This window comes from Yersinia sp. 2553 StPb PI (genome assembly GCF_052217105.1).
GTDB classification, from domain to species: domain Bacteria; phylum Pseudomonadota; class Gammaproteobacteria; order Enterobacterales; family Enterobacteriaceae; genus Yersinia; species Yersinia enterocolitica_E.
The window spans coordinates 4,084,529-4,110,051 of record NZ_JAZGPX010000002.1; the positions used below are offsets into that span (position 1 = coordinate 4,084,529).

Consider the following 25,523-nt stretch of genomic DNA (forward strand, 5'->3'; position numbering starts at 1 on the left):
ACCACTAAGTTATTTAGACTACATAGTTATTTGAACGAAGGTTATCTTCAATAGGGCTTGAAGCGCGCCAGTGTAGCGTATTTTGGTCGTAATGGGGCCACTGCGGCGAGCGTTTTACAAATCAAAAACAGCAGGTGGTTTTTTTTCGCCGACCGCTTTCTGCTACAATCCTGTTCCCCCGTTAACCCACTGAGCTTCCGAGTGCCATGCGATTAAATCCCAGCCAACAACAAGCCGTCGAATTCGTTACTGGCCCCTGCCTGGTGTTGGCCGGTGCGGGATCGGGCAAAACCAGAGTTATCACTAACAAGATTGCCCATTTGATCCGCCAGTGTGGCTATCAACCGAAACATATTGCGGCGGTGACTTTTACCAATAAAGCGGCGCGTGAAATGAAAGAACGTGTGGCGCAAACATTGGGGCGTAAAGAAGCACGTGGCTTGATGATAGCAACCTTCCATACTCTGGGATTAGAGATTATCAAAAAAGAGTATGTGGCGTTGGGGATGAAATCCAACTTCTCGCTGTTTGATGCACAAGACCAATTGGGGCTATTGAAAGATCTGACCCACAAGTGGTTGGAAGACGATAAAACGTTACTGCAACAATTGATATCCCAGATCTCCAACTGGAAGAATGATCTGCTCTCGCCAGCGGCGGCTGCGGCACTGGCGCGATCCGAGCGTGATAAGCTGTTTGTGCATTGCTACGGCTTATATGACGCCCATTTGAAAGCCTGCAATGTGTTGGATTTCGACGACCTTATCACCCTGCCGACACTGCTGCTGCAAAACAATCTGGACGTGCGCGAACGCTGGCAAAATCGTCTGCGATACCTACTGGTCGATGAATACCAAGATACCAATACCAGCCAATATCAAATGGTTAAATTACTGGTGGGCAACCGGGCGCGTTTTACCGTAGTCGGTGATGATGACCAATCTATCTATTCATGGCGCGGAGCGCGACCACAGAACTTAGTCTTATTGAATGAAGATTTCCCGCAATTGCAGGTGATCAAGCTGGAGCAAAATTACCGCTCCTCGGGCCGTATTCTAAAGGCGGCAAATATTCTGATTGCCAATAACCCCCATGTTTTTGAAAAGAGACTCTTTTCTGAGCTGGGTTATGGCGATGAGCTGAAAGTGATCACTGCCAATAATGAAGATCATGAGGCGGAAAGAGTGATCGGTGAGCTTATCGCCCATCACTTTGTCAAAAAGACTCAATACAGTGATTACGCCATTTTGTATCGCGGTAACCATCAGTCGCGGTTGTTCGAAAAGCTACTGATGCAAAACCGTATCCCTTATCGTATTTCGGGAGGCGATTCATTTTTCTCGCGGCCAGAGATCAAAGACCTATTGGCGTATTTGCGGGTATTGACCAATCAGGACGATGACAGTGCATTTTTACGTATCGTGAATACACCCAAGCGTGAGATTGGTTCAACGACCGTGCAAAAACTGGGGGAATGGGCCAATTTACGTAATAAAAGCCTGTTTCGAGCCAGTTTTGATTTGGGATTAGGCGAGCATCTGAAAGGCCGTGGTCTGGAGTCATTGCAGCGTTTCACGCACTGGATAGATAGTATTATTCGGTTGGTAGAACGTGAGCCAGTGGCGGCAGTACGCGATCTGATTCACGGCATCGATTATGAAAGTTGGTTGTTCGAAACTTCTCCCAGCCCAAAAGCAGCAGAAATGCGGATGAAGAACGTTAATCTCTTATTCAGTTGGATGACTGAAATGCTGGAAGGCTCTGAGCTGAATGAGCCGATGACACTCACTCAGGTCGTTACACGTTTTACCCTACGCGACATGATGGAGCGGGGAGAAAGTGATGAAGAAGTGGATCAAGTGCAATTAATGACCTTGCATGCCTCCAAAGGGCTGGAGTTCCCTTATGTGTTTTTGGTTGGCATGGAGGAGGGCTTGCTGCCGCATCAAAGCAGTATCGATGAAGATAATGTAGATGAAGAGCGGCGCTTGGCCTATGTGGGTATCACCCGCGCCCAGCGTGAGTTGTTCTTTACCTTGTGCAAAGAGCGGCGGCAGTATGGTGAGCTGATTCGGCCGGAACCCAGTCGCTTTCTGATGGAGTTACCGCAAGACGACTTGAAATGGGAAGATGAGCGCAAAGCTGTTAGCCCGGAAGAGCGGATGCAGAAAGGCCAGAGTCATCTGGCCAATATTCGTGCGCAATTAGCGAATGCGAAGAAACAGTAGTGAAAGCTAAGAATTGCCACGAAGGCGAAAACAGTAACGGGCAGTGTCTTGGTCTGCCCGTTTTTACCCCGCTAAGGCGTTACGGGTTTGCCATCGACAGTCACGTTTTTCACGTCGCTGAAGTGCCAAGGGGTATCACCCCGTAACTCAGTAAAGACCACGTTATTAAATTCACTGTCACGTAAATCACTGATAGCGGTTGGGTTTACCTGTTTCAATTGCACATTGTTGACATGTACCAAACGGTGCCAGGCTTGGTTTGCCGTATCGCCTTTGATTTCAATCGCAGCGTTTTTGCCGGTTATATTATCTAATGTCACATTGTTTACTGTGAAATCATAGAATTGAGCCGGTATTTTAGCTGGTGGATAGTCGATATTGGCATTACTGTCGGCATAGTCCAGCGTCATCACTACCGCCTGTTTGGCCAAATCGCGCATGGCATTATTACGGAATGTCACGTTACGGGCGCCACCACCAATGGTGCTGGTGCTCTTGGCACGCAGGCCAATATCGGTCAGATACATCACGTTGTTTTCCGCCAGAATATCCTCAATCCAGGCACCGGTATGGCTACCGGTTACAATGGCACCGTGGCCCATACGGAAATAGTTATTAAACAGCCATGCACCTTTCATCGGCTCTTGCTGCTGTGCTTTTTCTCCAGTACCGGCAGCAAAATTGATGCAGTCGTCGCCAGTATCAAAGAAGTTATTAAACACCATTACATTTTGGCTATTACCAAACTCGATACCATCACCGTTGTTTGCATCATAGGTTTGATGAATTAAACCGTTGGCGACCACGTTGTGGTTTTCCAGATTCATAATGCCGTGGAATGCGGGGTTACGTACGGTAAAACCTGCCAGATAGACGTTCTCTACACCGCGCAATGTCATCAGGCTGGAGCGACGTTGACCATAGGCATTTTTCAAATCCATACCATCAGAAACAGCCTTCTCAACCTGATTTTTAGCCAGAATCCCATCTTCATGCACTTTGCTGTTTTTGCTCGCCACATATTGTGGCAATGGATGACCTAGCTCATCGGTCACTTCAGCCGTTTTTGCCCGTTGCCAGCCATTACCATCAATCACCCCCGGACCGGTAATACGGATGTTGCGGAAAGTCCCTGGTGTGCTTTTATTCGGGTCAATGGCATTGATCAGTGAGGCTGGGCGCTCAATGGTGGAATAGGGATATAAACGGTAACCCGCTGGATAATCATCAGGGTTCTCTGAGCCTAATAGTGTTGCACCTGCTTGCAGGTTGAGGGTCATATCACTTTTTAGCCACAGCGCGCCACTTTTGAAAGTACCCGCGGGGATTTCAACCCGGCAGCCTGGCTTACAACTATCGATTGCCTGTTGGATCGCCTTGGTATTCAATGTCTTGCCATCATCAACTGCGCCGAAGTCGCGCACGTTGACGATTTGTGGTTTGGCGCTGGTTTTTGCCGTAACAAGATTACTGGCAGCGGATAACGAGCCATCAGCATATTGGGCTTTTACCGTGAATTGATAGCGGGTATCGGGTTTCAGGCCATCAACGGTGAAGTTTTGTAGCACAATCTTATGCTGGAAATTATCTTTATCATTGGCATAAAAGTGATCGATATAGGGCTTGGCGGGAGAGAATTTATTATTGTTATCACTGGCTTTACCCAGCAGCTTTCCAGCAGAATAAATTTGATAATCGACAATTTTACCTGTGTCTTCTGGTGCTTTCCACACTAATACAATAGTGCTCTCATCATAAGCGAGAGTAGGAACCTGAAGCTGTTGGGGGGCATCGTGGGCACTTGTTTTAGCTGCAATTGCCGTTGGGGTGCTGGCTATCAGACTGGACATCATTACCAACATAGCCAAGCTATGTGGACGTTGAAGCTGTGCTCGCATTGTTACCTCTTCCAAAAAAGAAACGTCGTTTTATAAAAATACACACAATGTTTCTTTTTTAAGCTGAGGATGATCACAATCTGATGGTTTTGTAGAGATTTCAGTGTGAAGGATAAGGGGATAGGGCGACCCAGGCCGCCCAACAGCAAAGAATTTAATTAAGTTCTTCTAATGACAGTGGCCATTGGACATAGCTTTGCCAATGGCTTTCCTGTTCCAGCGCCTCTGCTCGATAAGGGTGCTGTTGTAACCAGCCATGGGGTAGCAGCACATAAAGAGCCTCGCCCGTGGCCCGAAGCCTGACGGCTGGTAAGGTATCATCCCGCCGACGGCTGGAGAAAATAATCGACAGACGCAGGATTCGACACAGATGCTGTGCCATATTCACCGGCAATGCATTCTGCTGATTCAACAGGGACAAATCGAGAGTATCACTCTGGTTTTGCAACAATGCGGACAGTAATAGCTTTTGCGCGGGGGTAAAACCGGGTAGGTCTAGATTGCGGATCAGATAAGCAGCATGTTGGGGAGCATGTTTAAAATCGACACTTAGACCAATTTCATGAATCAAACAGGCATTTTGCAATAACTCCCGACATCGACTATCGAGTTGCCACTCTTTTTCTACCTGTAGCAAAAAATTATCGGCCAACTTGCTCACGCGCTTGGCTTGTTCGATATCGAGTAAATAACGGCGCTGCAAATTGCGCACTGTCCGGCTACGAATATCTTGCTCGACCGGTAAATGAAGCATGCCGTAGACTAGCCCTTCGCGCAGCGCGCCGCCAGCCAGTGTCATACTGTCAATTGCCAGTTCCTGAAATATCGCAATCAAGATAGACAAACCACTGGGGAAAACCAGCGCTCGCTCTAGTGTTAAACCGGGAATCTCCAGTTCTTCCAACTTGCCGCACTGAATGGCTCTCTGCTTGAGCTGTTGTAATTTGGCCAGCGTGATCAGTTCATCCATGCCCTGAGCAACCATAATTTCTTGTAGGGCCTGAACCGTACCCGATGCTCCAACACAAATTTGCCAGCCATGGTCACGAAAACGTTTCGCGACCGGTTTGATCATCTCACGAGCAGCCAGTTCCGCACGCTCAAAATTGTCTTTTGCCAGATTGCGATCGCTAAAATAACGTTCCAGCCAGGTGACGCAACCCATTGATAAACTGACGAGAATGTTCGCTTGAGCACCATTGCCGGTGACCAGTTCGGTGCTACCACCGCCGATATCCACCACCAGCCGCTGCTCCGGCCCACCGGTGGTATGTGCCACACCATGATAAATCAGACGAGCTTCTTCTTCGCCACTGATGACCTGAATCGGACAACCAAGAATGTCGATTGCAGTTTGCAGGAACTCTTCAGCATTTGAGGCAAGACGCAGGGTTGCAGTTGCAACCACCCGGATCTGGTCCAAAGGAATGTCCTGCAAACGTTCTGAAAAGAGCTTCAGACATTGCCAGCCGCGTTCCATCGCTTCTTGTGATAAATGGTTTTGACTATCCAGACCCGCAGCCAGACGGACTTTCCGCTTGATTCGGGCCAACGTCTGGATACTGCCTGCCACCTCACGTACTACCAACATATGGAAACTGTTGGAGCCAAGATCGATGGCAGCATAAAGTGAGGTGGAACTTAGCATCATTTATCAGCTCGGTCGCTTACGGTTATTCCGTGGTGCACCACTGCGACGTGGGGCAGAGTTACGGCGTGGACCATTCCCGGTACGGGTACGGGCCAGACGTTTTGGCGCCGGCAAATCAGTTAATAGCGCATCGCTATTATATTTGCTTACCGGAATGCTATGACCGGTGTAGGTCTCGATAGCCGGTAAGTTTAACGCGTACTCTTCACATGCCAGGCTGATAGAATGACCACTTTCGCCAGCACGACCGGTACGGCCAATGCGGTGAACATAGTCTTCACAGTCGTCAGGTAGGTCATAGTTGAACACATGGGTGACCAGTGGAATGTGCAAGCCACGGGCGGCAACATCGGTAGCAACCAGAATATCCAAATCACCTTTGGTAAAATCTTCCAAAATACGAAGGCGTTTTTTCTGTGCCACATCACCGGTCAGTAAACCAACACGATGACCATCAGCAGCCAGGTGACCCCAGATCTCTTCACAACGATGTTTGGTATTGGCAAAAATAATACAGCGGTCTGGCCACTCTTCTTCTATCAACGTCTGAAGCAGACGCATTTTTTCTTCATTTGAAGGGTAGAACAGCTCTTCCTGAATGCGGTGGCCGGTTTTTTGTAACGGTTCCACTTCAACATATTCAGCGTTATTCATTTGTTCGAATGCCAATTCACGTACCCGGTACGAGAGTGTGGCAGAGAACAACATGTTTAAACGTTTATCAACGGAAGGCATACGGCGGAACAGCCAGCGGATATCTTTAATAAAGCCCAGATCGTACATCCGATCAGCTTCATCCAGAACCACAACCTGAATCGCACCGAGGTTAATATAATTTTGTTTCGCGTAGTCGATTAAACGGCCAGTAGTACCGATCAGAATGTCAACGCCACTTTCCAGCACTTTAAGCTGTTTATCGTAGCCGTCACCACCATAAGCCAAGCCTAATTTCAGGCCAGTCATCTGGGAAAGTGATTCCGCATCGGAGTGAATTTGTACTGCTAATTCACGCGTTGGTGCCATAATCAATGCGCGTGGTTGATTAGTCTGGCGACCCTCTTCAGCCGGGTGAGAAAGCAAATAATGGAAAGTAGACGCTAAGAATGCCAGCGTCTTGCCGGTACCTGTTTGCGCCTGACCCGCTACATCACGCCCAGAGAGGGTGAGTGGCAATGCTAACGCCTGGATCGGCGTACAGTTATGAAACCCTTTGTTTTCAAGAGCTTCTATAACTAGCGGGTGCAGGGCGAAGTCGGAAAACTTCAGTTCGGTCAAGTGTGTTTTGCTCATAGTGTGGTAGAATATCAGCTAACTATTGCTTTACGAAAGCGTATCCGGTGAAATAAAGTCATCCTATTGTTGGTTAATGCTACACCAACGAGGTAGACACAATCCTTTGGAGTAGAACATGAGCGATAAAATTATTCACCTGAGTGACGACAGCTTCGACACTGACGTGCTGAAAGCCAGCGGCCTGGTTCTGGTCGATTTCTGGGCTGAATGGTGTGGTCCGTGCAAGATGATTGCTCCGATTTTGGATGAAATTGCTGAAGAGTATGAAGGCAGACTGACCATCACTAAATTGAATATTGATGATAATCAGGGCACGGCACCGAAATACGGTATCCGTGGTATCCCTACACTGTTGTTATTCCGTGACGGTGAAGTAGTGGCCACCAAAGTGGGTGCCTTGTCTAAAGGCCAGCTTAAAGCCTTCTTGGATGCAAATCTGTAAGCGGTATTAGCCGTCAATACCCAAAGTCGTTGGCGTTGCAGCAAGTGAACTTCGATGATCTGACTAAGGTTAGTGATTCGGGCGACAAATCTGTCAGAAGCAGATTTGAGCACTGTTTGCAGCGGGCTCAACGAGGTGAGGTTCATGGATGGGCTGAGTTGTAATAGCGGCTAACACGGCTGTGGCTGCAAGGCTGTAGGGTATGTTTAGCGGCAGTTGTGATTTCTCACACTGACCGCTAGACGCCTGCAAAGAAGCGTGTTAAGTTTACTCTACTGCATATAGAACATTCCTGTGTATCGAGTCCGGGTTTATAGCATCTAGCTTATTCTTTAGTATCTAATTTACTCTTTAGCATCTAATAAATAGTCTGTAGCACCTAAATAGTTTGAATCTAAAGCTTTACTCTATGTCGAAATAATGTGTGTTGAGAATGATTATGAACTCAATCAGTTTTTTGACAGTCTAACGGTTTTACAAATCAGTCTAAGGTACCTTCAATCTTTTGACCGTTGTGTCGCGCAAATCCCGCGTAAGTCATTACTTGCGTAGTTTGTTCAAGGCCGGTGATTGAATGTCCCATTAAACAGGCACGGATGACGCTGCCATACCATTCACGACCATAGTTCGAGACATACCCCGAGTTTAAGAACCCACCATTATGAATCTTACCGAATTAAAGAACACGCCGGTTTCTGATCTGATAACACTTGGCGAAAATATGGGGCTGGAAAACCTGGCCCGGATGCGTAAACAAGATATTATTTTCTCTATTCTTAAGCAGCACGCGAAAAGTGGAGAAGATATCTTCGGTGACGGTGTATTGGAGATATTGCAGGATGGATTTGGTTTCCTCCGCTCTGCAGACAGCTCCTACCTCGCCGGTCCCGACGACATCTATGTATCCCCAAGCCAAATTCGCCGTTTCAACCTTCGCACTGGTGATACCGTTGCCGGTAAGATTCGTCCGCCGAAAGAGGGTGAGCGTTATTTTGCATTGTTAAAAGTTAACGAAGTTAACTACGACAAACCGGAAAACGCCCGTAACAAAATCCTGTTCGAAAACTTAACCCCATTACATGCCAACTCTCGTCTGCGCATGGAACGTGGTAATGGTTCGACGGAAGATTTAACTGCCCGTGTACTTGATTTGGCCTCGCCAATCGGTCGCGGTCAACGTGGTCTGATTGTGGCACCGCCTAAAGCGGGTAAAACTATGCTGTTGCAGAACATCGCTACCAGCATTGCTTACAATCACCCTGATTGCGTCTTGATGGTATTGCTGATTGACGAACGTCCTGAAGAAGTGACTGAGATGCAACGTCTGGTTAAGGGTGAAGTTATTGCTTCCACTTTTGATGAGCCAGCATCCCGTCACGTTCAGGTAGCTGAAATGGTTATCGAGAAAGCGAAACGTCTGGTTGAGCACAAAAAAGACGTTATCATCTTGCTGGACTCCATTACTCGTCTGGCCCGAGCATACAACACCGTAGTTCCTGCTTCAGGCAAAGTGCTGACAGGTGGTGTGGATGCTAACGCCTTGCATCGTCCTAAGCGTTTCTTTGGTGCTGCACGTAATGTTGAAGAGGGCGGTAGCCTGACCATCATTGCCACGGCATTGGTTGATACCGGTTCTAAAATGGATGAAGTTATCTATGAAGAATTTAAAGGTACCGGCAACATGGAACTGCATTTATCGCGCAAAATTGCCGAAAAACGTGTGTTCCCAGCCATCGATTTCAACCGCTCTGGTACACGTAAAGAAGAGCTGCTGACCACCACTGAAGAGCTGCAAAAAATGTGGATCTTGCGCCGTATTCTTCATCCAATGGGTGAAATCGATGCGATGGAGTTCCTCATCAGTAAACTGGCAACAGCGAAAACTAACGATCAGTTCTTCGATAATATGAGACGTTCGTAAGTCGAGTAAAATCAGTCAAAACGCCACGCACAGTCGTGGCGTTTTTTGCTTTTGGAATATACGATAGTTGGGTTTGTTATCCATTAAGTGATGGGCATTCCATAATTTATGGCTATTTTGGTAGTTATTCTCATTACCAATGAGAAAATAGCAAAAAATAGAGTTGGGAATAACAAGCAAGGCTGTCATCATATTCGGAAATAACTGAAAGCGTGGGGAAGGCATGGTATGTGCCAAGCCGCATGCTAAGCTGTCGTATCATTTTTGCAGAGAGCGGTTAAACGTGAACTTACTCACTATGAGTACTGAGATATTTGTTATATTCCTGTTTTCTCTGGCATTTTTATTTGTTGCTCGCAAAGTTGCCAAGAAAATCGGACTTGTTGATAAACCTAATTATCGCAAACGTCACCAAGGGTTGATTCCATTAGTGGGCGGAATATCCGTGTTTGCGGGTATTTGTTTTACCTTTCTGATAACCAATCAGCAGATCCCTCATTTCCGACTCTATCTCGGTTGCGCCGGTTTATTGGTGTTCATTGGTGCTTTAGATGATCGCTTTGATATCAGTGTAAAAATCCGTGCCTTTGTTCAGGCATTGGTGGGTATCGCCATGATGGTAGTCGCAGGGCTCTATTTGCGGAGCCTGGGACATGCTTTTGGTCCGTGGGAGATGTCATTAGGGCCATTTGGCTATGTCGTCACACTGTTCGCGGTGTGGGCAGCGATAAATGCTTTCAATATGGTGGATGGTATTGATGGTTTACTGGGGGGGTTGTCTTGTGTCTCCTTCGGTGCCATGGGTATTCTATTGTATCAAAGCGGGCTGATGGCATTGGCATTATGGTGCTTTGCCATGATAGCCGCTATCTTGCCTTATATTCTGTTAAACCTTGGGTTATTAGGGCGTCGCTATAAAGTCTTTATGGGTGATGCGGGCAGTACGCTAATTGGCTTCACCGCTATTTGGATGTTGCTGCAAACCACACAAGGGAATTCCCATCCGATTAACCCGGTGACTGCATTATGGATTATTGCAATTCCATTGATGGATATGATTGCCATCATGTACCGACGTTTACGTAAAGGAATGAGTCCTTTCTCACCAGACCGTCAACATATCCACCACTTGATTATGCGTGCCGGTTTTACCTCACGGCAGGCATTTGTCTTAATTACACTGGCGGCAGCGTTGTTAGCGGCGATTGGTGTTATTGGCGAAAGGCTGACATTTGTCCCTGAATGGGTGATGTTGGCATTATTCTTGCTTGCATTTCTGTTGTATGGCTACTGCATTAAACGAGCATGGCGTGTGGCACGTTTTATCAAACGGATGAAGCGTCGGATGCGTCGTGCATCGCAAAATAAGCATGAATCTTAACCTGAGGCTTTTAGGCAGTGATGAAACCAGAATCGATGTCGACTGATAAAACAGGGTCTACCCATAATGAGCCTACTGTGGATAACGAATTAGATATCCGCAGCCTGTTCCGTACTCTTTGGCGCGGTAAGGTGTGGATTATCGGTATGGCAATTCTTTTTGCTGCAATCGCGCTGGGTGTTTCCTATCTGGTGAAACAACAGTGGAGTGCAACAGCCATTACTGACCGGCCAACAGTCAATAATTTGGGTGGTTTTTATTCTCAGCAGCAGTTTTTACGTAATCTGGATACTCGCATCAATAGCGGAGTTGCCAGTGAGCAACCCGGTATCTCTGACGAAGCTTATGGTGAGTTTATTACCCAACTTGCGGCTTACGATACCCGTCGTGATTTCTGGCTGCAAAGTGATTACTACAAACAGCGTCTGGAAGGTGATGCCAAGGCTGATGCCGCATTACTGGATGAGCTGATAAACAATATTGTTTTCACCCCACGCGATGACAAGAAAATGCTGAATGACAGCATTAAATTGACGGCAGAAACGGCCAGTGATTCCAATAAATTACTCCGTGGTTATATTGATTTTGCCAGTCAGCGTGCAGCTAGCCATTTGAATGATGAGATTCAAGGGGCATGGGCGGCTCGTACTCAATCGATGAAAGCACAAGTTAAACGGCAAGAAGCGGTCGCTCAAGCGGTGTTTGATCGTGAAGTGACGGCAGTTAAGCAAGCATTGAAAGTCGCAGGTCAGCAAGGAATTAACCGAAACCAAACAGATACTCCGGCAGAGCAGTTACCAGATTCCAAGATGTTTATGCTGGGTAAACCGATGCTTGAAGCCCGTTTGGAAACATTACAGGCTACCGGACCAAGTTTTGATATTGATTACGATCAGAACCGTGCCATGCTGGCAACATTGAACGTCGGTCCAACGTTGGATAAAACGTTCCAGACATATCGCTACTTACGTACACCGGAAGATCCAGTTACCCGTGATAGTCCGCGCCGTATTTTCCTGCTGATTATGTGGGGTGCGATTGGTGCACTGGTTGGGGCTGGGGTGGTGTTGGTTCGTCGTACCAGTATACCAGCGTAATTCATTGGCGTTGCCGTCGGGTAAAACGGCCATGTAGCAGCGCCAGGTAAAAAGAGTATAAATCGTTAATGGGCGCATTGTGCGCCCAACTTGCAGGCGTTGTCTGCGGCTAACTGACCTTAAAGAGATTCACTGTGAAAGTGTTGACTGTTTTTGGCACCCGGCCTGAAGCCATTAAGATGGCTCCTCTGGTGCATGCCTTGGCTCAGGATGAAGCCTTTGAATCGAGAGTCTGCGTGACGGCCCAGCATCGCGAGATGCTGGATCAAGTGTTACGCTTATTTGAGATTCAACCGGACTATGATTTAAATATCATGAAACCGGGACAGGGATTGACGGAAATAACCTGCCGTATTTTGGAAGGGTTAAAGCCTGTTCTAGCAGAATTTAAGCCAGACGTTATTTTGGTTCATGGCGATACGACCACGACACTATCAACCAGCCTGGCAGCATTTTATCACCGTATTCCTGTCGGCCACGTCGAGGCTGGATTGCGCACAGGGAATCTCTATTCTCCGTGGCCGGAAGAGGCCAACCGTCAACTGACGGGGCATCTTGCTATGTACCATTTCGCGCCGACCGAGAATTCCCGCCAAAACCTGCTCCGTGAGATGGTGCCGGCGAACCGCATTTTTGTCACCGGCAATACGGTGATCGATGCGCTGTTCTGGGTGCGGGATCGGGTGATGAATAACCCGGAGTTACGCTCCAGCCTGGCGCAACGCTACCCGTTCCTTGATACCAGTAAGAAGATGATTTTGGTCACGGGTCACCGTCGTGAGAGCTTTGGTGGTGGTTTTGAGCGGATTTGCAGTGCGTTAGCTGAAATTGCCCTTAAGCACCCCGAGGTGCAGGTGGTTTATCCGGTGCATCTCAACCCGAATGTCAGTGAGCCGGTCAATCGTATCTTGAAGGGTATTGATAATATCATTCTGATTGACCCGCAAGATTACTTGCCATTCGTTTATCTGATGAACCACGCTTACCTGATCCTGACCGATTCTGGCGGTATTCAGGAAGAAGCGCCTTCATTAGGTAAGCCGGTGCTGGTGATGCGTGATACCACCGAACGCCCGGAAGCAGTCGATTCCGGTACGGTTCTGTTGGTTGGCACTAATATTAATAAAATTGTCGATGCAGTGACCCGCTTGCTCACTGATGAAACTGCCTATCATCAAATGACACGGGCGCATAATCCTTACGGTGACGGGCATGCCTGTCAACGCATCCTTGAAGCTTTAAAGAATCATCAGGTGACGTTATGAGTTTTGAAACTATTTCTGTTATCGGTCTTGGGTACATTGGTCTGCCAACTGCTGCTGCTTTCGCGTCGCGCAAGAAGAAAGTGATTGGGGTTGATGTCAACGCCCATGCTGTTGAAACCATTAATCGCGGTGCTATCCATATCGTGGAGCCGGATTTAGATAAAGTGGTGAAGATTGCTGTTGAAGGCGGTTACCTGCAAGCGGTGACCAAACCGCTGGCAGCTGATGCGTTTCTTATTGCCGTACCGACACCGTTTAAAGGCGATCACGAACCGGATATGGTTTATGTTGAATCAGCCGCTAAATCTATCGCCCCAGTATTGAAAAAAGGTGATCTGGTCATTCTGGAATCCACCTCTCCAGTTGGTGCGACTGAACAAATGGCCCAATGGCTGGCTGAAGTGCGCCCGGATCTGAGCTTCCCACAGCAAGCCGGTGAAGATGCTGATATCAACATCGCCTACTGCCCTGAACGTGTGTTACCCGGTCAGGTCATGGTTGAACTGATTCAGAATGACCGCGTTATCGGTGGTATGACGCCGAAATGCTCCGCCCGTGCCAGTGAGTTGTATAAAATCTTCCTCGAAGGCGAATGTGTGGTGACTAACTCCCGCACCGCTGAGATGTGTAAGCTGACGGAAAACAGCTTCCGCGACGTTAACATTGCTTTTGCCAATGAGTTGTCACTGATTTGTGATGAGCAGGGCATCAATGTGTGGGAACTGATTCGCCTGGCGAACCGTCACCCACGCGTAAATATTTTGCAGCCAGGTCCAGGTGTGGGCGGTCACTGTATCGCGGTTGATCCATGGTTTATCGTTTCACAGAATCCACAATTGGCACGCTTGATCCACACGGCACGTTTGGTGAATGACGGCAAACCATTGTGGGTGGTGGATCGGGTTAAAGCCGCCGTTGCTGATTGTTTGGCTGCCACCAATAAGCGCGCCTCTGAAGTAAAAATTGCCTGCTTTGGCTTGGCATTTAAACCCAATATTGATGACCTGCGTGAAAGCCCGGCAGTCGAAATTGCCCATTTGATCGCCGAATGGCATATCGGCGAAACATTGGTAGTTGAACCTAATGTTGAGCAACTGCCAAAATCACTGGCAGGTCACGTGACACTGAAAGACACCGCGACTGCGTTGCAGCAAGCGGATGTGCTGGTGATGTTGGTCGATCACCGCCAATTCAAAGCAATTAAACCTGAAGATGTGAAGCAATCGTGGATTGTTGACACCAAAGGAGTATGGCGTTGAGACGTATTCTAGTCACAGGCGGGGCCGGTTTTATCGGCTCTGCGGTGGTAAGACATATTATCGATGGCACTTCAGACAGCGTAGTGGTGGTGGATAAGCTCACTTACGCCGGTAATCTGGAGTCACTAGCTGTTGTCGCCCAGAACGAACGTTATGCTTTTGAGCAGGTAGATATCTGCGATCGCGCCGAATTGGATCGGGTTTTTGCGCACTATCAGCCGGATGTGGTGATGCATCTGGCGGCAGAAAGCCATGTGGACCGCTCGATTGATGGCCCTGCGGCCTTTATCGAAACTAACGTGGTGGGCACTTACACCCTGTTAGAGGCGGCGCGTCATTACTGGCAGCAACTGAGTGCTGAGGCGAAGCAGGCGTTTCGCTTCCACCATATCTCGACCGATGAGGTATATGGCGATCTGCACGGTACTGATGATCTGTTTACTGAAACCACACCTTATGCGCCAAGCAGCCCTTATTCAGCGTCTAAGGCGTCCAGTGACCATTTAGTTCGTGCCTGGTTGCGGACTTATGGCCTACCGACGCTGGTAACTAATTGCTCAAATAACTATGGTCCATATCATTTCCCTGAGAAGTTGATACCACTGGTTATTCTGAATGCACTGGCGGGTAAACCGTTGCCGGTGTATGGCAATGGCGCACAGGTACGCGACTGGTTGTATGTCGAAGACCACGCGCGGGCCTTGTATCAGGTGGTTACCGAAGGTGTGGTGGGCGAAACATACAATATTGGCGGCCATAATGAGCGCAAAAATATTGAGGTGGTTGAGACCATTTGTACACTTCTGGATGAACTTATCCCCGCCAAACCGGCCGGAATTGTGCATTACCGTGACCTGATTACTTATGTCAAAGACCGTCCAGGCCATGATATGCGCTATGCCATCGATGCCGGCAAAATTGAGCGGGAATTAGGCTGGCGGCCACAGGAAACCTTCGAAAGTGGCATCCGCAAAACCGTATTGTGGTATTTGAATAATGAATCGTGGTGGCGGCGGGTTCAGGATGGTTCTTACGCGGGTGAGCGTTTGGGCTTAAGTGACTGACGATAGGTTCGTAGTCTATTAATCACTGGGATGACGTCATCCAGTAGTTTGCATGATGTTTTGCCTGTGTATAACGTCTGCCTGATGGTTTCAGGAGATTGTATGTTTCAGGAGATCGTATGAAAGGCATAATTCTGGCTGGTGGTTCTGGTACCCGTTTGCACCCCATCACCCGTGGCGTTTCTAAGCAACTGCTTCCCGTCTATGATAAACCGATGATTTACTATCCGCTGTCAGTGCTGATGCTGGCAGGGATCCGTGACGTCTTGATTATTTCCACCCCAGAAGATTTGCCGTCGTTTCAGCGCTTGCTGGGTAATGGTGATGAGTTTGGTATTCATCTGAGTTATGCCGCACAACCGAGTCCCGACGGATTGGCACAGGCATTTATTATCGGGGAAGAATTTATCGGCAATGAACCTTGCTGCTTGGTTCTTGGCGATAATATCTTCTTTGGTCAAGGTTTTAGCCCGAAACTGAAACATGTGGCGGAAAGGACCAAAGGGGCAACCGTTTTCGGTTATCAGGTGATGGATCCCGAGCGTTTTGGTGTGGTGGAGTTTGATGACAATTTCCGCGCGTTGTCTATCGAAGAGAAACCAAGTCAGCCTAAATCCAAATGGGCGGTGACCGGGCTTTATTTTTATGATAACCAAGTTGTTGATTTTGCCAAAAAAGTTAAACCATCGTCGCGTGGTGAACTGGAAATTACCAGTATCAACCAGATGTATCTGGAACGTGATGAATTAACCGTTGAGCTCTTAGGCCGTGGTTTTGCCTGGCTGGACACAGGAACGCATGACAGCCTGATTGAGGCCAGTACCTTTGTACAAACCGTTGAAAAACGTCAAGGTTTCAAAATTGCCTGTCTGGAAGAGATCTCCTGGCGTAATGGCTGGTTGGATGATGACGGTGTCAGGCGTGCGGCGACTGCACTAGCCAAAACCGGTTACGGCAAATATCTATTGGATCTGTTACATGCCCGTCCACGCCAGTATTGAGCCCTTGGACTGGGAAAGTGAATTTTTCCAGCGCCACAGTGCAAAACTGATTTTCTCCGACTCAGCCCCGCAGCTTAATCCGGCTGAGTTGGACACTTTTACGCTTACCCAAGCTAAAGTACCTACCCATCGCCTTGATCTCATTGACTCTCTTGGTCAACTTGATTTCCATCTGGTTGAAGGAGAAGTCGATCTCTCGTTAGCCATTGATGTAAAAAATGTAATTGGCACGGAAAATGCTTTATCTGAGGCAGATGTCACTGTATCCAGACACCGAGTTGCAACGGCGGCGGATATCCCGCAATTGCGCAGCGTCGCCACCAATGCCTTTGCATTAAGTCGTTTCCGTGCGCCGTGGTATGACCCGCAGGACAGTGGCCGATTTTATGCATTGTGGGCAGAAAAAGCCGTATTGGGCACGTTCGACCATCAATGTTTATTGGTGACTGATACGTTGGGCCAGCCAGCGGGGTTTGTGACGCTACGAGACTTGCAAGATGGCAGTGCGCGTATTGGCTTGTTGGCGGTATTCCCCGAGGCACAGGGTAAAGGTGTTGGTTCATCGTTAATGTCGGCGGCAAAGCAGTGGTGCCAGAGTCATGGGTTACAGCGATTACGGGTAGCCACACAGATGAGCAATATTGCTGCTTTACGTCTTTATATTCGCAGTGGTGCTGCTATTGAGAGCACCGCGTATTGGTTATGCAGGGGATGAGATGATTCCATTTAACGCTCCACCGGTAGTAGGCACCGAACTTGGTTATATGCAGGCCGCGATGGCTAGCGGTAAATTATGCGGTGATGGTGGGTTTACCCGTCGCTGTCAGCAGTGGATGGAGCAGCGTTTCGGTTGTCCGAAAGTTTTACTGACACCTTCTTGCACCGCCTCACTGGAAATGGCTGCGTTGTTACTGGATATCAAACCCGGCGACGAAGTGATCATGCCGAGTTTCACCTTTGTTTCCACCGCGAATGCCTTTGTGCTGCGTGGGGCAAAAATGGTGTTTGTCGATATCCGCCCAGATACCATGAATATCGATGAAACCAAGATTGAAGCAGCGATTACCGATAAAACCAAGGTTATCGTGCCAGTCCATTATGCCGGTGTTGCCTGTGAGATGGATACCATTATGGCGTTGGCGAAAAAGTATAATTTGTTTGTGGTAGAAGATGCCGCTCAGGGCGTGATGTCCACCTACAAAGGCAAAGCGTTGGGGACTATTGGCCATATCGGCTGCTTTAGTTTCCATGAAACCAAGAATTACACGGCTGGCGGTGAAGGTGGCGCGACGCTCATTAATGACCCGTTACTGATAGATCGCGCTGAAATCATTCGCGAAAAAGGTACCAACCGTAGCCAGTTCTTCCGTGGGCAGGTCGATAAATATACCTGGCGTGATATCGGCTCTAGCTATCTGATGTCTGACTTACAGGCCGCGTATCTGTGGGGCCAGTTGGAAGCCGCAGAACAGATTAACCAACGCCGTTTGGCGCTGTGGCAAACCTATTATGATGCTTTCAAACCGTTGGCTGATGCTGGGCGCATTGATTTGCCAGTGATCCCCGGTGATGTGGCGCAAAATGCGCATATGTTTTATATCAAACTACGCGATATTGACGATCGTTCTGATTTTATCAGCTACTTAAAAGAAGCTGAGATTATGGCGGTATTCCATTATATTCCGTTGCATGGTTGCCCGGCAGGTGAGGCATTTGGCCGTATGGCGGGTGAAGACCGCTTTACCACTAAGGAGAGTGAGCGTCTGGTTCGCTTGCCTATCTTCTTTAACCTGACTGATGTGAATCAGAAAACGGTCATTAATACTGTTCTGAGTTTCTTCGCCTGATATGTCTCTGGCAAAAGCATCGATTTGGACTGCTGGCTCTACGCTGATTAAAATCGGCGTAGGGTTGTTAGTGGTTAAGCTGCTGGCGGTGACCTTTGGTCCCAGCGGCGTTGGGCAGGCAGGTAATTTTCGCCAGCTAATTACGGTATTAGGCGTGCTCTCCGGCGCGGGTATCTTTAACGGTATTACTAAGTATGTTGCTGAATATCATCAACAACCTGAACGTTTACGTGCGGTGCTGGGTACCTCTTCAGCGATAGTGTTGGGGTTCTCCACTCTGCTGGCGTTAATTTTTTTGCTGGCAGCTAAACCTGTTAGTTTTGCGTTATTCGGCCATGGGGATTACCAGAATGTGGTGCGCGCAGTGGTGCTTATCCAGATGGGTATTGCCTACGCCAACCTGTTTCTGGCGATCCTCAAAGGCTATCGCGACGCCATGGGTAATGCGCTGGCGGTGATAGGCGGCAGTCTGATTGGTGTCGTGGCGTATTATCTTTGCTTTCGTATCGGCGGTTATCCCGGCGCATTAGTGGGGTTGGCATTAGTCCCCGCGCTGGTGGTGATACCTGCGGCAGCCATGCTGATTCGCCGCAAGACTATCCCCCTAAGTTATCTTAAACTTAGCTGGGACAAGGCATTAGCCAGCCATTTAGGTAAGTTTACCATCATGGCACTGATTACCTCAGTGACCTTGCCAGTCGCCTATGTGATGATGCGTAACTTGCTGGCAGATCAGTATGGTTGGGATGCCGTCGGGATCTGGCAGGGGGTAAGCAGTATTTCAGATGCTTATCTACAATTTATTACGGCGTCATTTACGGTCTATTTGCTACCCACACTCTCAAGGCTCAAAGCTAAAGCGGATATCTCTCGTGAAATCCTGCGCTCACTGAAGTTTGTCTTACCGGCAGTGGCGACCGCCAGTTTGATGGTGTGGCTGTTACGTGATTTTGCTATCTGGCTGCTGTTTTCGCACCAGTTTACCGCCATGCGTGACCTTTTTGCCTGGCAGTTGGTGGGCGATGTGTTGAAAGTCGGGTCGTATGTGTTTGGCTATCTGGTGATTGCCAAAGCCTCTTTGCGCTTTTACATTCTGACGGAAGTGAGTCAGTTCTTACTGTTGACCGGGTTTGCCCATTGGTTAATTCCAATGAATGGCTCTTTAGGTGCAGCACAGGCCTATATGGCAACTTATATCGTCTATTTTGCGCTCTGTAGCTGCGTATTCATTATGTATCGTAGACATTCATCACCGTAGACACTCTTTACAGTAGAAAAAAATGACAACCCTGATTCATGTACTGGGATCTGATATCCCGCACCATAATCTGACTGTGCTGCGCTTCTTTAATGACGTGCTGGCAACGCGTGCGCCGATAGAACAGGTGCGGCATTTTATGGTCGCGGCAAAAGAGACAGCACCTTTTTCGTCATTCCCTCAGTTGGATATCGAAACGCACAGCAGCAAGAAAGCTTTGGCTGAGGCGGTTATCGCCCGTGCACAAGCTGATCGCAGCACGCGCTTCTTCTGGCATGGTCAGTTTAATGCCACCCTGTGGCTGGCCCTACTGAGTGGCAAAATCAAGCCACGCCAGGTTTACTGGCATATTTGGGGCGCTGATTTATATGAAGATGCCAAAAGCTGGAAGTTTCGCCTGTTTTACCTGTTGCGCCGTATTGCTCAAGGGCGGGTTGGTCATGTTTTTGCGACCCGTGGCGACTTAATCCATTTTCAGCAGCGTCATCCTCGGGTGCCCGCATCGTTGCTCTATTTCCCAACCCGTATGGATCCGGCATTGACGGGGGTTAACATCGAAAAGTCGTTAGCTGGCCCGATGACTATTCTGGTGGGGAACTCTGGTGATACCACCAATCGTCATATCGAGGCGTTGCAGGCCATTCATCAGCAATTTGGCCCTGATGCCCGGGTTATTCTGCCGATGGGGTATCCGGCTAATAATGAGCTGTATATCGAGCAGGTCAGGCAAGCTGGGCTGGCGCTGTTTGCCGCAGAAAATCTGCGTCTCCTGACAGAACAGATCCCGTTCGATGATTATCTGAATATCCTGCGTGAATGCGATTTGGGCTATTTTATTTTTAATCGGCAGCAAGGTATCGGCACCTTATGTTTATTAACGCAATTTGGTGTGCCTTTTGTCTTGAGTCGCAAAAACCCTTTCTGGCAAGACTTGGCTGAGCAGCATATTCCGGTACTTTTCTATGGTGACTCATTGGATGAGCCGTTGATCCGTGAGGCACAACGCCAATTAGCCGGGCTGGATAAGCAATCTATCGCTTTCTTTAATCCAAATTATATCGAAGGTTGGCAGCAGGCGCTGGCGTTGGCCGCAGGAGAACACCCATGACGCTGGGGCAATTTGGTGGTCTTTTCTGCGTCTATCTGATGGCAGTTATTTTTATCCTGACATTAACCTATCAGGAGTTTCGGCGGGTTCGTTTTAACTTCAATGTGCTGTTTTCAATGCTTTACCTGCTGACTTTCTATTTTGGCTTCCCATTGACTTGTATGCTGGTGTTTCAGTTCGGGGTCGCGGTGGTGCCGGTTGAGTACTTATTGTATGCAATGCTGTCGGCCACGGCCTTTTATGGCATTTATTATGTGAGTTACAAAACTCGCCTGACTAAGCCGCGCAGCCAGCCACGGGCGCCGGTATTCACCATGAATCGGGTGGAAACTAATCTGACCTGGATACTGTTGGCACTGGTGGCTATTGGCACTGTCGGCATCTTCTTTATGCAAAATGGTTTCCTGTTGTTTAAGCTCGATTCCTACAGCAAAATCTTCTCCAGTGATGTTTCGGGTGTGGCACTGAAGCGCTTTTTCTACTTCTTTATCCCGGCGATGTTGGTGGTCTATTTCTTGAAACAAGATATGCGCGCCTGGTTTTTCTTCCTGGCAAGCACGGTGGCGTTTGGCATCCTGACCTATGTTATCGTCGGCGGTACCCGCGCTAATATCATTATCGCGTTCTCATTATTCCTGTTTATCGGTATCGTTCGCGGTTGGATAACCTTGTGGATGTTGGCTGCGGCAGGTGTCTTTGGGATTGTTGGTATGTTCTGGCTGGCCCTGAAACGCTATGGTTTGGATGTGAACGGCGCAGAGGCGTTTTACACTTTCCTCTACCTGACACGGGATACCTTCTCGCCGTGGGAAAACCTAGGGCTGCTGCTACAAAACTACGACAAAATAGATTTCCAAGGGCTGGCACCGATTATTCGTGATTTTTATGTCTTTATTCCCAGTTCGCTTTGGCCGGAGCGTCCAGACTTGGTACTTAATACCGCCAATTACTTTACTTGGGATGTGCTGGATAATCACTCCGGGCTGGCTATCTCTCCAACCCTGATCGGTTCTTTGGTGGTAATGGGCGGGGTGCTGTTTATTCCACTGGGTGCTATTGTCGTAGGATTAATCATTAAATGGTTCGATTGGCTCTACGAACAAGGCAAAGCAGAAAACAACCGTTATAAAGCGGCAATTCTGCAAAGTTTCTGTTTTGGTGCGGTATTTAACATCATTGTATTGGCACGGGAAGGATTAGATTCGTTTGTGTCACGCGTGGTGTTTTTCTGCGTGATTTTTGGTGCCTGTCTGGTACTGGCAAAATTGTTGTATTGGTTGTTCGATACCGCGGGTTTGATAACGCAACAGTTACAGCGTCGGGTTAACAAGCCGAAGCGTTCATCCACTCCTGAAACGGGCCGCCAACTGTAAGGATCGTAATGGAACCGAATACTGTTATTCCAAAATATAATGTCCGTGGTTTCGAGATTTGGGGCTTTCGTGATATGGCTCAAACGCTGGATCATTTGCTAAGCAGCGGCCCGGTGAAGACCGGAACGCTGGTGGCAATGAACGCAGAGAAACTGCTCAAAGCTGAGGATGATGCGGCGTTGCGTGAGTTGATCACCGAGGCTGAATATCTGTATGCCGACGGTATCAGTATGGTGCGTGCGATTCGTCGTAAATACCCACAGGCGAAGCTGTCACGGGTAGCGGGTGCAGATTTGTGGGAAGCACTCATGCAGCGTGCCGGGCAGCAAGGGACGCCGGTCTTTTTGGTGGGCGGTAAACCTGACGTGTTGGCAGAAACTGAAGCTAAATTACGCGCGCAATGGAATGTGAATCTGGTGGGTAGCCAGGATGGCTATTTTACACCAGAGCAGCGCGAAGCCCTGTTTGCGAGAATAGCGGCTAGTGGCGCGGCGATAGTGACTGTCGCCATGGGATCGCCTAAACAGGAAATGTTTATGCGTGACTGCCGTAAGTTCTATCCCGATGCACTGTATATGGGCGTTGGTGGCACCTATGACGTCTTTACCGGTCATGTCAAACGTGCACCTAAGATATGGCAGAACATGGGGCTGGAGTGGCTTTATCGCCTGCTGGCGCAACCAAGTCGTATCCGGCGTCAGTTCAAGTTGCTTAAGTTTGTTGGTTATTATTACAGCGGCCGTCTGTAATATTGTCTTTTGGGCAGGGTTTCACCAACCCTGCTGTTATAAAACCTCTCGCATTTATTCCTTCTACCAATATCATCACGCCTTAATTCCATTTTGGAATCGATTCTTTAATTTTTATTCCATAAAGTTTTAGTTTCCTGTTTGCTAATCTGACCCAGATACGGAAGGATACCGGCCGGTTAGGGTTATGTGCTCATAATCGCCTTTTATTGTGGGTGGTTTCCCTATTCGTTAACTTGCATAAATTAAAGTAGTCATCATTAGGCTGAACACGTTGGTGCAGTCGTTAGATTTTTTTGTGTGAAAAACGTCTATTTTTAATAAAAACAATAGATTAATTAATAAAAACAACCGGGAAAGCCGGAGCAGACACATCATCAGTTCACAGAGGATATATGGCAGATAACGAAGAGAAAAAAGGATTACACCGTGGGTTGGAAGCCCGGCATATCGAACTGATAGCGTTAGGTGGGACAATTGGCGTCGGGTTGTTTATGGGGTCCGCCAGCACCCTAAAATGGGCCGGGCCTTCGGTATTGCTGGCTTATATCATTGCTGGCTTATTTGTATTCTTTATTATGCGGGCCATGGGCGAAATGCTTTATCTGGAGCCGGTTGCCGGCTCCTTTGCCGTCTATGCCCATAAGTATCTTAGCCCCTATTTCGGCTATCTAACGGCTTGGGGTTATTGGTTTATGTGGATAGCGGTAGGGATATCAGAAATTACCGCGATTGGGGTATACGTTCAGTTTTGGTTCCCAGAAATTCCACAATGGCTACCTGCGATTGCCGGGGTGGCCATAGTGGCGCTGGCTAATCTGGCGGCGGTCAGATTATATGGTGAGCTGGAGTTCTGGTTCGCGATGATCAAGGTTACCACCATCATTGTGATGATTCTGGTGGGGTTGGGGGTTATCTTCTTCGGTTTTGGTAATCACGGACAAGCGATTGGTTTTGATAACCTGACAGCCCATGGCGGCTTTTTTGCCGGCGGGTGGAAAGGATTCATGTTTGCTTTGTGTATTGTGGTGGCGTCCTATCAGGGGGTTGAGCTGGTGGGTATCACCGCCGGTGAGGCTAAAAACCCGCAAGTGACATTAAAGCGAGCCATTAATAATATTTTATGGCGCATCCTGATTTTCTATGTTGGCGCGATATTTGTCATTGTCACTATCTTCCCGTGGAATGGTATCGGCACGGAAGGCAGCCCGTTTGTCCTGACATTTGCCAAGATTGGGATAGTTTCAGCTGCGGGTATTATTAACTTCGTGGTGCTGACTGCGGCACTGTCAGGCTGTAACAGTGGTATGTATAGCGGCGGGCGTATGTTGTATGCACTGGCGAAAAACCGCCAGTTACCGGCCTGCCTGACTAAGCTGTCGGCCAGCGGTGTGCCAGTTTACTGTATTGCGGTGACGATTCTGTGTCTGCTGGTGGGGTCAAGCCTTAATTACATTATTCCAAATCCACAGCAGGTGTTTGTCTATGTTTACAGTGCCAGTGTATTACCGGGCATGGTGCCGTGGTTTGTGGTCCTCGTTAGCCAGCTGCGTTTCCGCCAGGTACATAAAGAAGCGTTAAAGCAGCATCCGTTTAAATCCATCATGTTCCCGTATGTAAACTATCTAACTATCGCTTTCTTGATATGTGTACTGGTCGGGATGGGGATTAACCCTGATACCCGTTTATCTTTGTTAGTCGGGGTGATTTTCCTTGGATTGGTGTCGGCATGTTATTTCGGACTGAGAATGCATAAACACAACGTTGCTGAAACATCTCCAAAGTAATTGGCGTTGTAGGTAGGCCGCAAGCGAATGACGAATCTGCTGGGAACCGATTTGAATGCTGTTTGCAGTAAGTAGTCTTGTAGAGGCCCGGTCCATGGAAGGGTCGGGTACCGAGAGCAGTGAACATCCTTGCGGCTTCAAGTATGAAGGGGATAAAACGTCTATAAAACCAGCGAACAAGGCAAGGGGGGGCTATTAATGGCTAACTTTTGCGGCAGAGTGTGCAAAGCGTAAGCAAACACACCATTTCTTCTAAAAAAGCACTAGACAGCCAAGTATTAAAACCGTAGTATCCTCACCCGCAACGGCGCTAAGCGCCCGTAGCTCAGCTGGATAGAGCGCTGCCCTCCGGAGGCAGAGGTCTCAGGTTCGAATCCTGTCGGGCGCACCATTAATTTTGTGTGCAAGAGCTGCGGTGGTAAGATTGCCGCGTACGACGAAGTAAGCTGTAAAGAAGTTATGGTGGCTATAGCTCAGTTGGTAGAGCCCTGGATTGTGATTCCAGTTGTCGTGGGTTCGAGCCCCATTAGCCACCCCAAATTTTGTGGAACATGCGATGGTGGCGGAATTGGTAGACGCGCTAGCTTCAGGTGTTAGTGTCCTTACGGACGTGAGGGTTCAAGTCCCTCCCTTCGCACCACACAAACATGTAGATATTCATTAATATTTACATGGACATAGGTCGAAAGACCATGTAGAGTCAACAGTAAGAAATCGGCGAGTAGCGCAGCTTGGTAGCGCAACTGGTTTGGGACCAGTGGGTCGGAGGTTCGAATCCTCTCTCGCCGACCAATTTCAGAAGAAACCCCGCAATGCGGGGTTTTTTTTCGTCGGTATAATATCGATTCCCCATCATAGCCCTCTCTTTTCATCCTGTTGTATTGACGGTCGCTAATCCGAC

At 48.3% G+C, this 25,523-nt stretch carries 19 protein-coding genes and 4 tRNA genes; 20 read left to right on the forward strand and 3 right to left on the reverse strand.

Annotated features, from left to right (window positions below):
• The first annotated feature begins 206 nt into the window (after positions 1-206).
• Complete coding sequence (rep, locus tag V2A84_RS20090; RefSeq protein WP_083161866.1) at positions 207-2,228, forward strand: DNA helicase Rep; 2,022 nt, start codon at positions 207-209, stop codon at positions 2,226-2,228.
• Between the two features lie 71 nt (positions 2,229-2,299).
• On the opposite strand, the gene V2A84_RS20095 is transcribed toward rep, so the two are convergent.
• From V2A84_RS20095 to rhlB, 3 genes are all read right to left on the reverse strand, one after another.
• On the reverse strand, positions 2,300-4,126 hold the full coding sequence (locus V2A84_RS20095; protein WP_083161868.1) for a glycosyl hydrolase family 28 protein: 1,827 nt from the start codon (positions 4,124-4,126) through the stop codon (positions 2,300-2,302).
• 154 nt (positions 4,127-4,280) lie between these two features.
• The gene (gene ppx, locus V2A84_RS20100) at positions 4,281-5,774 is read right to left on the reverse strand and encodes an exopolyphosphatase (protein WP_193784858.1); all 1,494 of its coding nucleotides are present in this window, start codon (positions 5,772-5,774) and stop codon (positions 4,281-4,283) included.
• 6 nt (positions 5,775-5,780) lie between these two features.
• Positions 5,781-7,067: an ATP-dependent RNA helicase RhlB gene (rhlB, locus tag V2A84_RS20105; RefSeq protein WP_005190253.1), complete on the reverse strand. Its 1,287-nt coding sequence runs from the start codon at positions 7,065-7,067 to the stop codon at positions 5,781-5,783.
• A 118-nt stretch (positions 7,068-7,185) separates the two neighbouring features.
• Here rhlB and trxA point away from each other — a divergent pair, with 118 nt between their 5' ends.
• The 19 genes from trxA to V2A84_RS20200 all read left to right on the forward strand — a co-directional run bounded on the left by trxA (position 7,186) and on the right by V2A84_RS20200 (position 25,414).
• Entirely contained in the window at positions 7,186-7,512 is a 327-nt protein-coding gene (trxA, locus tag V2A84_RS20110; RefSeq protein ID WP_004714235.1) for a thioredoxin TrxA, read from the forward strand.
• 661 nt (positions 7,513-8,173) lie between these two features.
• On the forward strand, positions 8,174-9,433 hold the full coding sequence (rho, locus tag V2A84_RS20115) for a transcription termination factor Rho (RefSeq protein ID WP_004704159.1): 1,260 nt from the start codon (positions 8,174-8,176) through the stop codon (positions 9,431-9,433).
• Between the two features lie 283 nt (positions 9,434-9,716).
• Complete coding sequence (gene wecA / locus V2A84_RS20120; protein WP_083164000.1) at positions 9,717-10,814, forward strand: UDP-N-acetylglucosamine--undecaprenyl-phosphate N-acetylglucosaminephosphotransferase; 1,098 nt, start codon at positions 9,717-9,719, stop codon at positions 10,812-10,814.
• A 20-nt stretch (positions 10,815-10,834) separates the two neighbouring features.
• Positions 10,835-11,911: an ECA polysaccharide chain length modulation protein gene (wzzE, locus tag V2A84_RS20125; protein WP_193784859.1), complete on the forward strand. Its 1,077-nt coding sequence runs from the start codon at positions 10,835-10,837 to the stop codon at positions 11,909-11,911.
• A gap of 134 nt (positions 11,912-12,045) precedes the next feature.
• Positions 12,046-13,176, forward strand: a complete 1,131-nt coding sequence (gene wecB / locus V2A84_RS20130) for a non-hydrolyzing UDP-N-acetylglucosamine 2-epimerase (protein WP_083161872.1) — start codon at positions 12,046-12,048, stop codon at positions 13,174-13,176.
• The gene (gene wecC / locus V2A84_RS20135; protein ID WP_083161874.1) at positions 13,173-14,435 is read left to right on the forward strand and encodes a UDP-N-acetyl-D-mannosamine dehydrogenase; all 1,263 of its coding nucleotides are present in this window, start codon (positions 13,173-13,175) and stop codon (positions 14,433-14,435) included. The genes wecB and wecC overlap by 4 nt, the downstream gene beginning before the upstream one ends.
• Positions 14,426-15,499, forward strand: a complete 1,074-nt coding sequence (gene rffG, locus V2A84_RS20140) for a dTDP-glucose 4,6-dehydratase (protein WP_193784762.1) — start codon at positions 14,426-14,428, stop codon at positions 15,497-15,499. The genes wecC and rffG overlap by 10 nt, the downstream gene beginning before the upstream one ends.
• A 119-nt stretch (positions 15,500-15,618) precedes the next feature.
• Positions 15,619-16,500 (forward strand): glucose-1-phosphate thymidylyltransferase RfbA, encoded by an 882-nt coding sequence (gene rfbA / locus V2A84_RS20145; protein WP_420073276.1) that lies wholly within the window; start codon positions 15,619-15,621, stop codon positions 16,498-16,500.
• The gene (rffC, locus tag V2A84_RS20150) at positions 16,478-17,215 is read left to right on the forward strand and encodes a dTDP-4-amino-4,6-dideoxy-D-galactose acyltransferase (RefSeq protein ID WP_083161878.1); all 738 of its coding nucleotides are present in this window, start codon (positions 16,478-16,480) and stop codon (positions 17,213-17,215) included. The genes rfbA and rffC overlap by 23 nt, the downstream gene beginning before the upstream one ends.
• Position 17,216: 1 nt before the next feature.
• Positions 17,217-18,347, forward strand: a complete 1,131-nt coding sequence (rffA, locus tag V2A84_RS20155; protein WP_083161880.1) for a dTDP-4-amino-4,6-dideoxygalactose transaminase — start codon at positions 17,217-17,219, stop codon at positions 18,345-18,347.
• 1 nt (position 18,348) lies between these two features.
• The gene (gene wzxE / locus V2A84_RS20160; protein ID WP_442849031.1) at positions 18,349-19,605 is read left to right on the forward strand and encodes a lipid III flippase WzxE; all 1,257 of its coding nucleotides are present in this window, start codon (positions 18,349-18,351) and stop codon (positions 19,603-19,605) included.
• Between the two features lie 22 nt (positions 19,606-19,627).
• A complete protein-coding gene (locus tag V2A84_RS20165) occupies positions 19,628-20,713 on the forward strand; it encodes a TDP-N-acetylfucosamine:lipid II N-acetylfucosaminyltransferase (RefSeq protein ID WP_083161884.1) in 1,086 nt (361 codons plus the stop codon).
• A complete protein-coding gene (gene wzyE / locus V2A84_RS20170) occupies positions 20,710-22,086 on the forward strand; it encodes an ECA oligosaccharide polymerase (RefSeq protein ID WP_083161886.1) in 1,377 nt (458 codons plus the stop codon). Before V2A84_RS20165 ends, wzyE begins: the two co-directional genes overlap by 4 nt.
• Before the next feature lie 8 nt (positions 22,087-22,094).
• Positions 22,095-22,835 (forward strand): lipopolysaccharide N-acetylmannosaminouronosyltransferase, encoded by a 741-nt coding sequence (gene wecG / locus V2A84_RS20175; protein ID WP_083161888.1) that lies wholly within the window; start codon positions 22,095-22,097, stop codon positions 22,833-22,835.
• Between the two features lie 395 nt (positions 22,836-23,230).
• Positions 23,231-24,622 carry a bifunctional threonine/serine APC transporter ThrP gene (thrP, locus tag V2A84_RS20180; RefSeq protein WP_083161890.1) on the forward strand — a complete coding sequence of 464 codons (1,392 nt, stop codon included), beginning with the start codon at positions 23,231-23,233 and terminating at the stop codon, positions 24,620-24,622.
• Positions 24,623-24,936: 314 nt separating this feature from the next.
• Positions 24,937-25,013 (forward strand) — tRNA-Arg (locus V2A84_RS20185).
• A 71-nt stretch (positions 25,014-25,084) separates the two neighbouring features.
• Positions 25,085-25,160, forward strand: a tRNA-His gene (locus tag V2A84_RS20190).
• A 15-nt stretch (positions 25,161-25,175) separates the two neighbouring features.
• Positions 25,176-25,262, forward strand: a tRNA-Leu gene (locus V2A84_RS20195).
• A 75-nt stretch (positions 25,263-25,337) separates the two neighbouring features.
• A tRNA-Pro gene (locus tag V2A84_RS20200) sits at positions 25,338-25,414 on the forward strand.
• Positions 25,415-25,523: the final 109 nt, after the last annotated feature.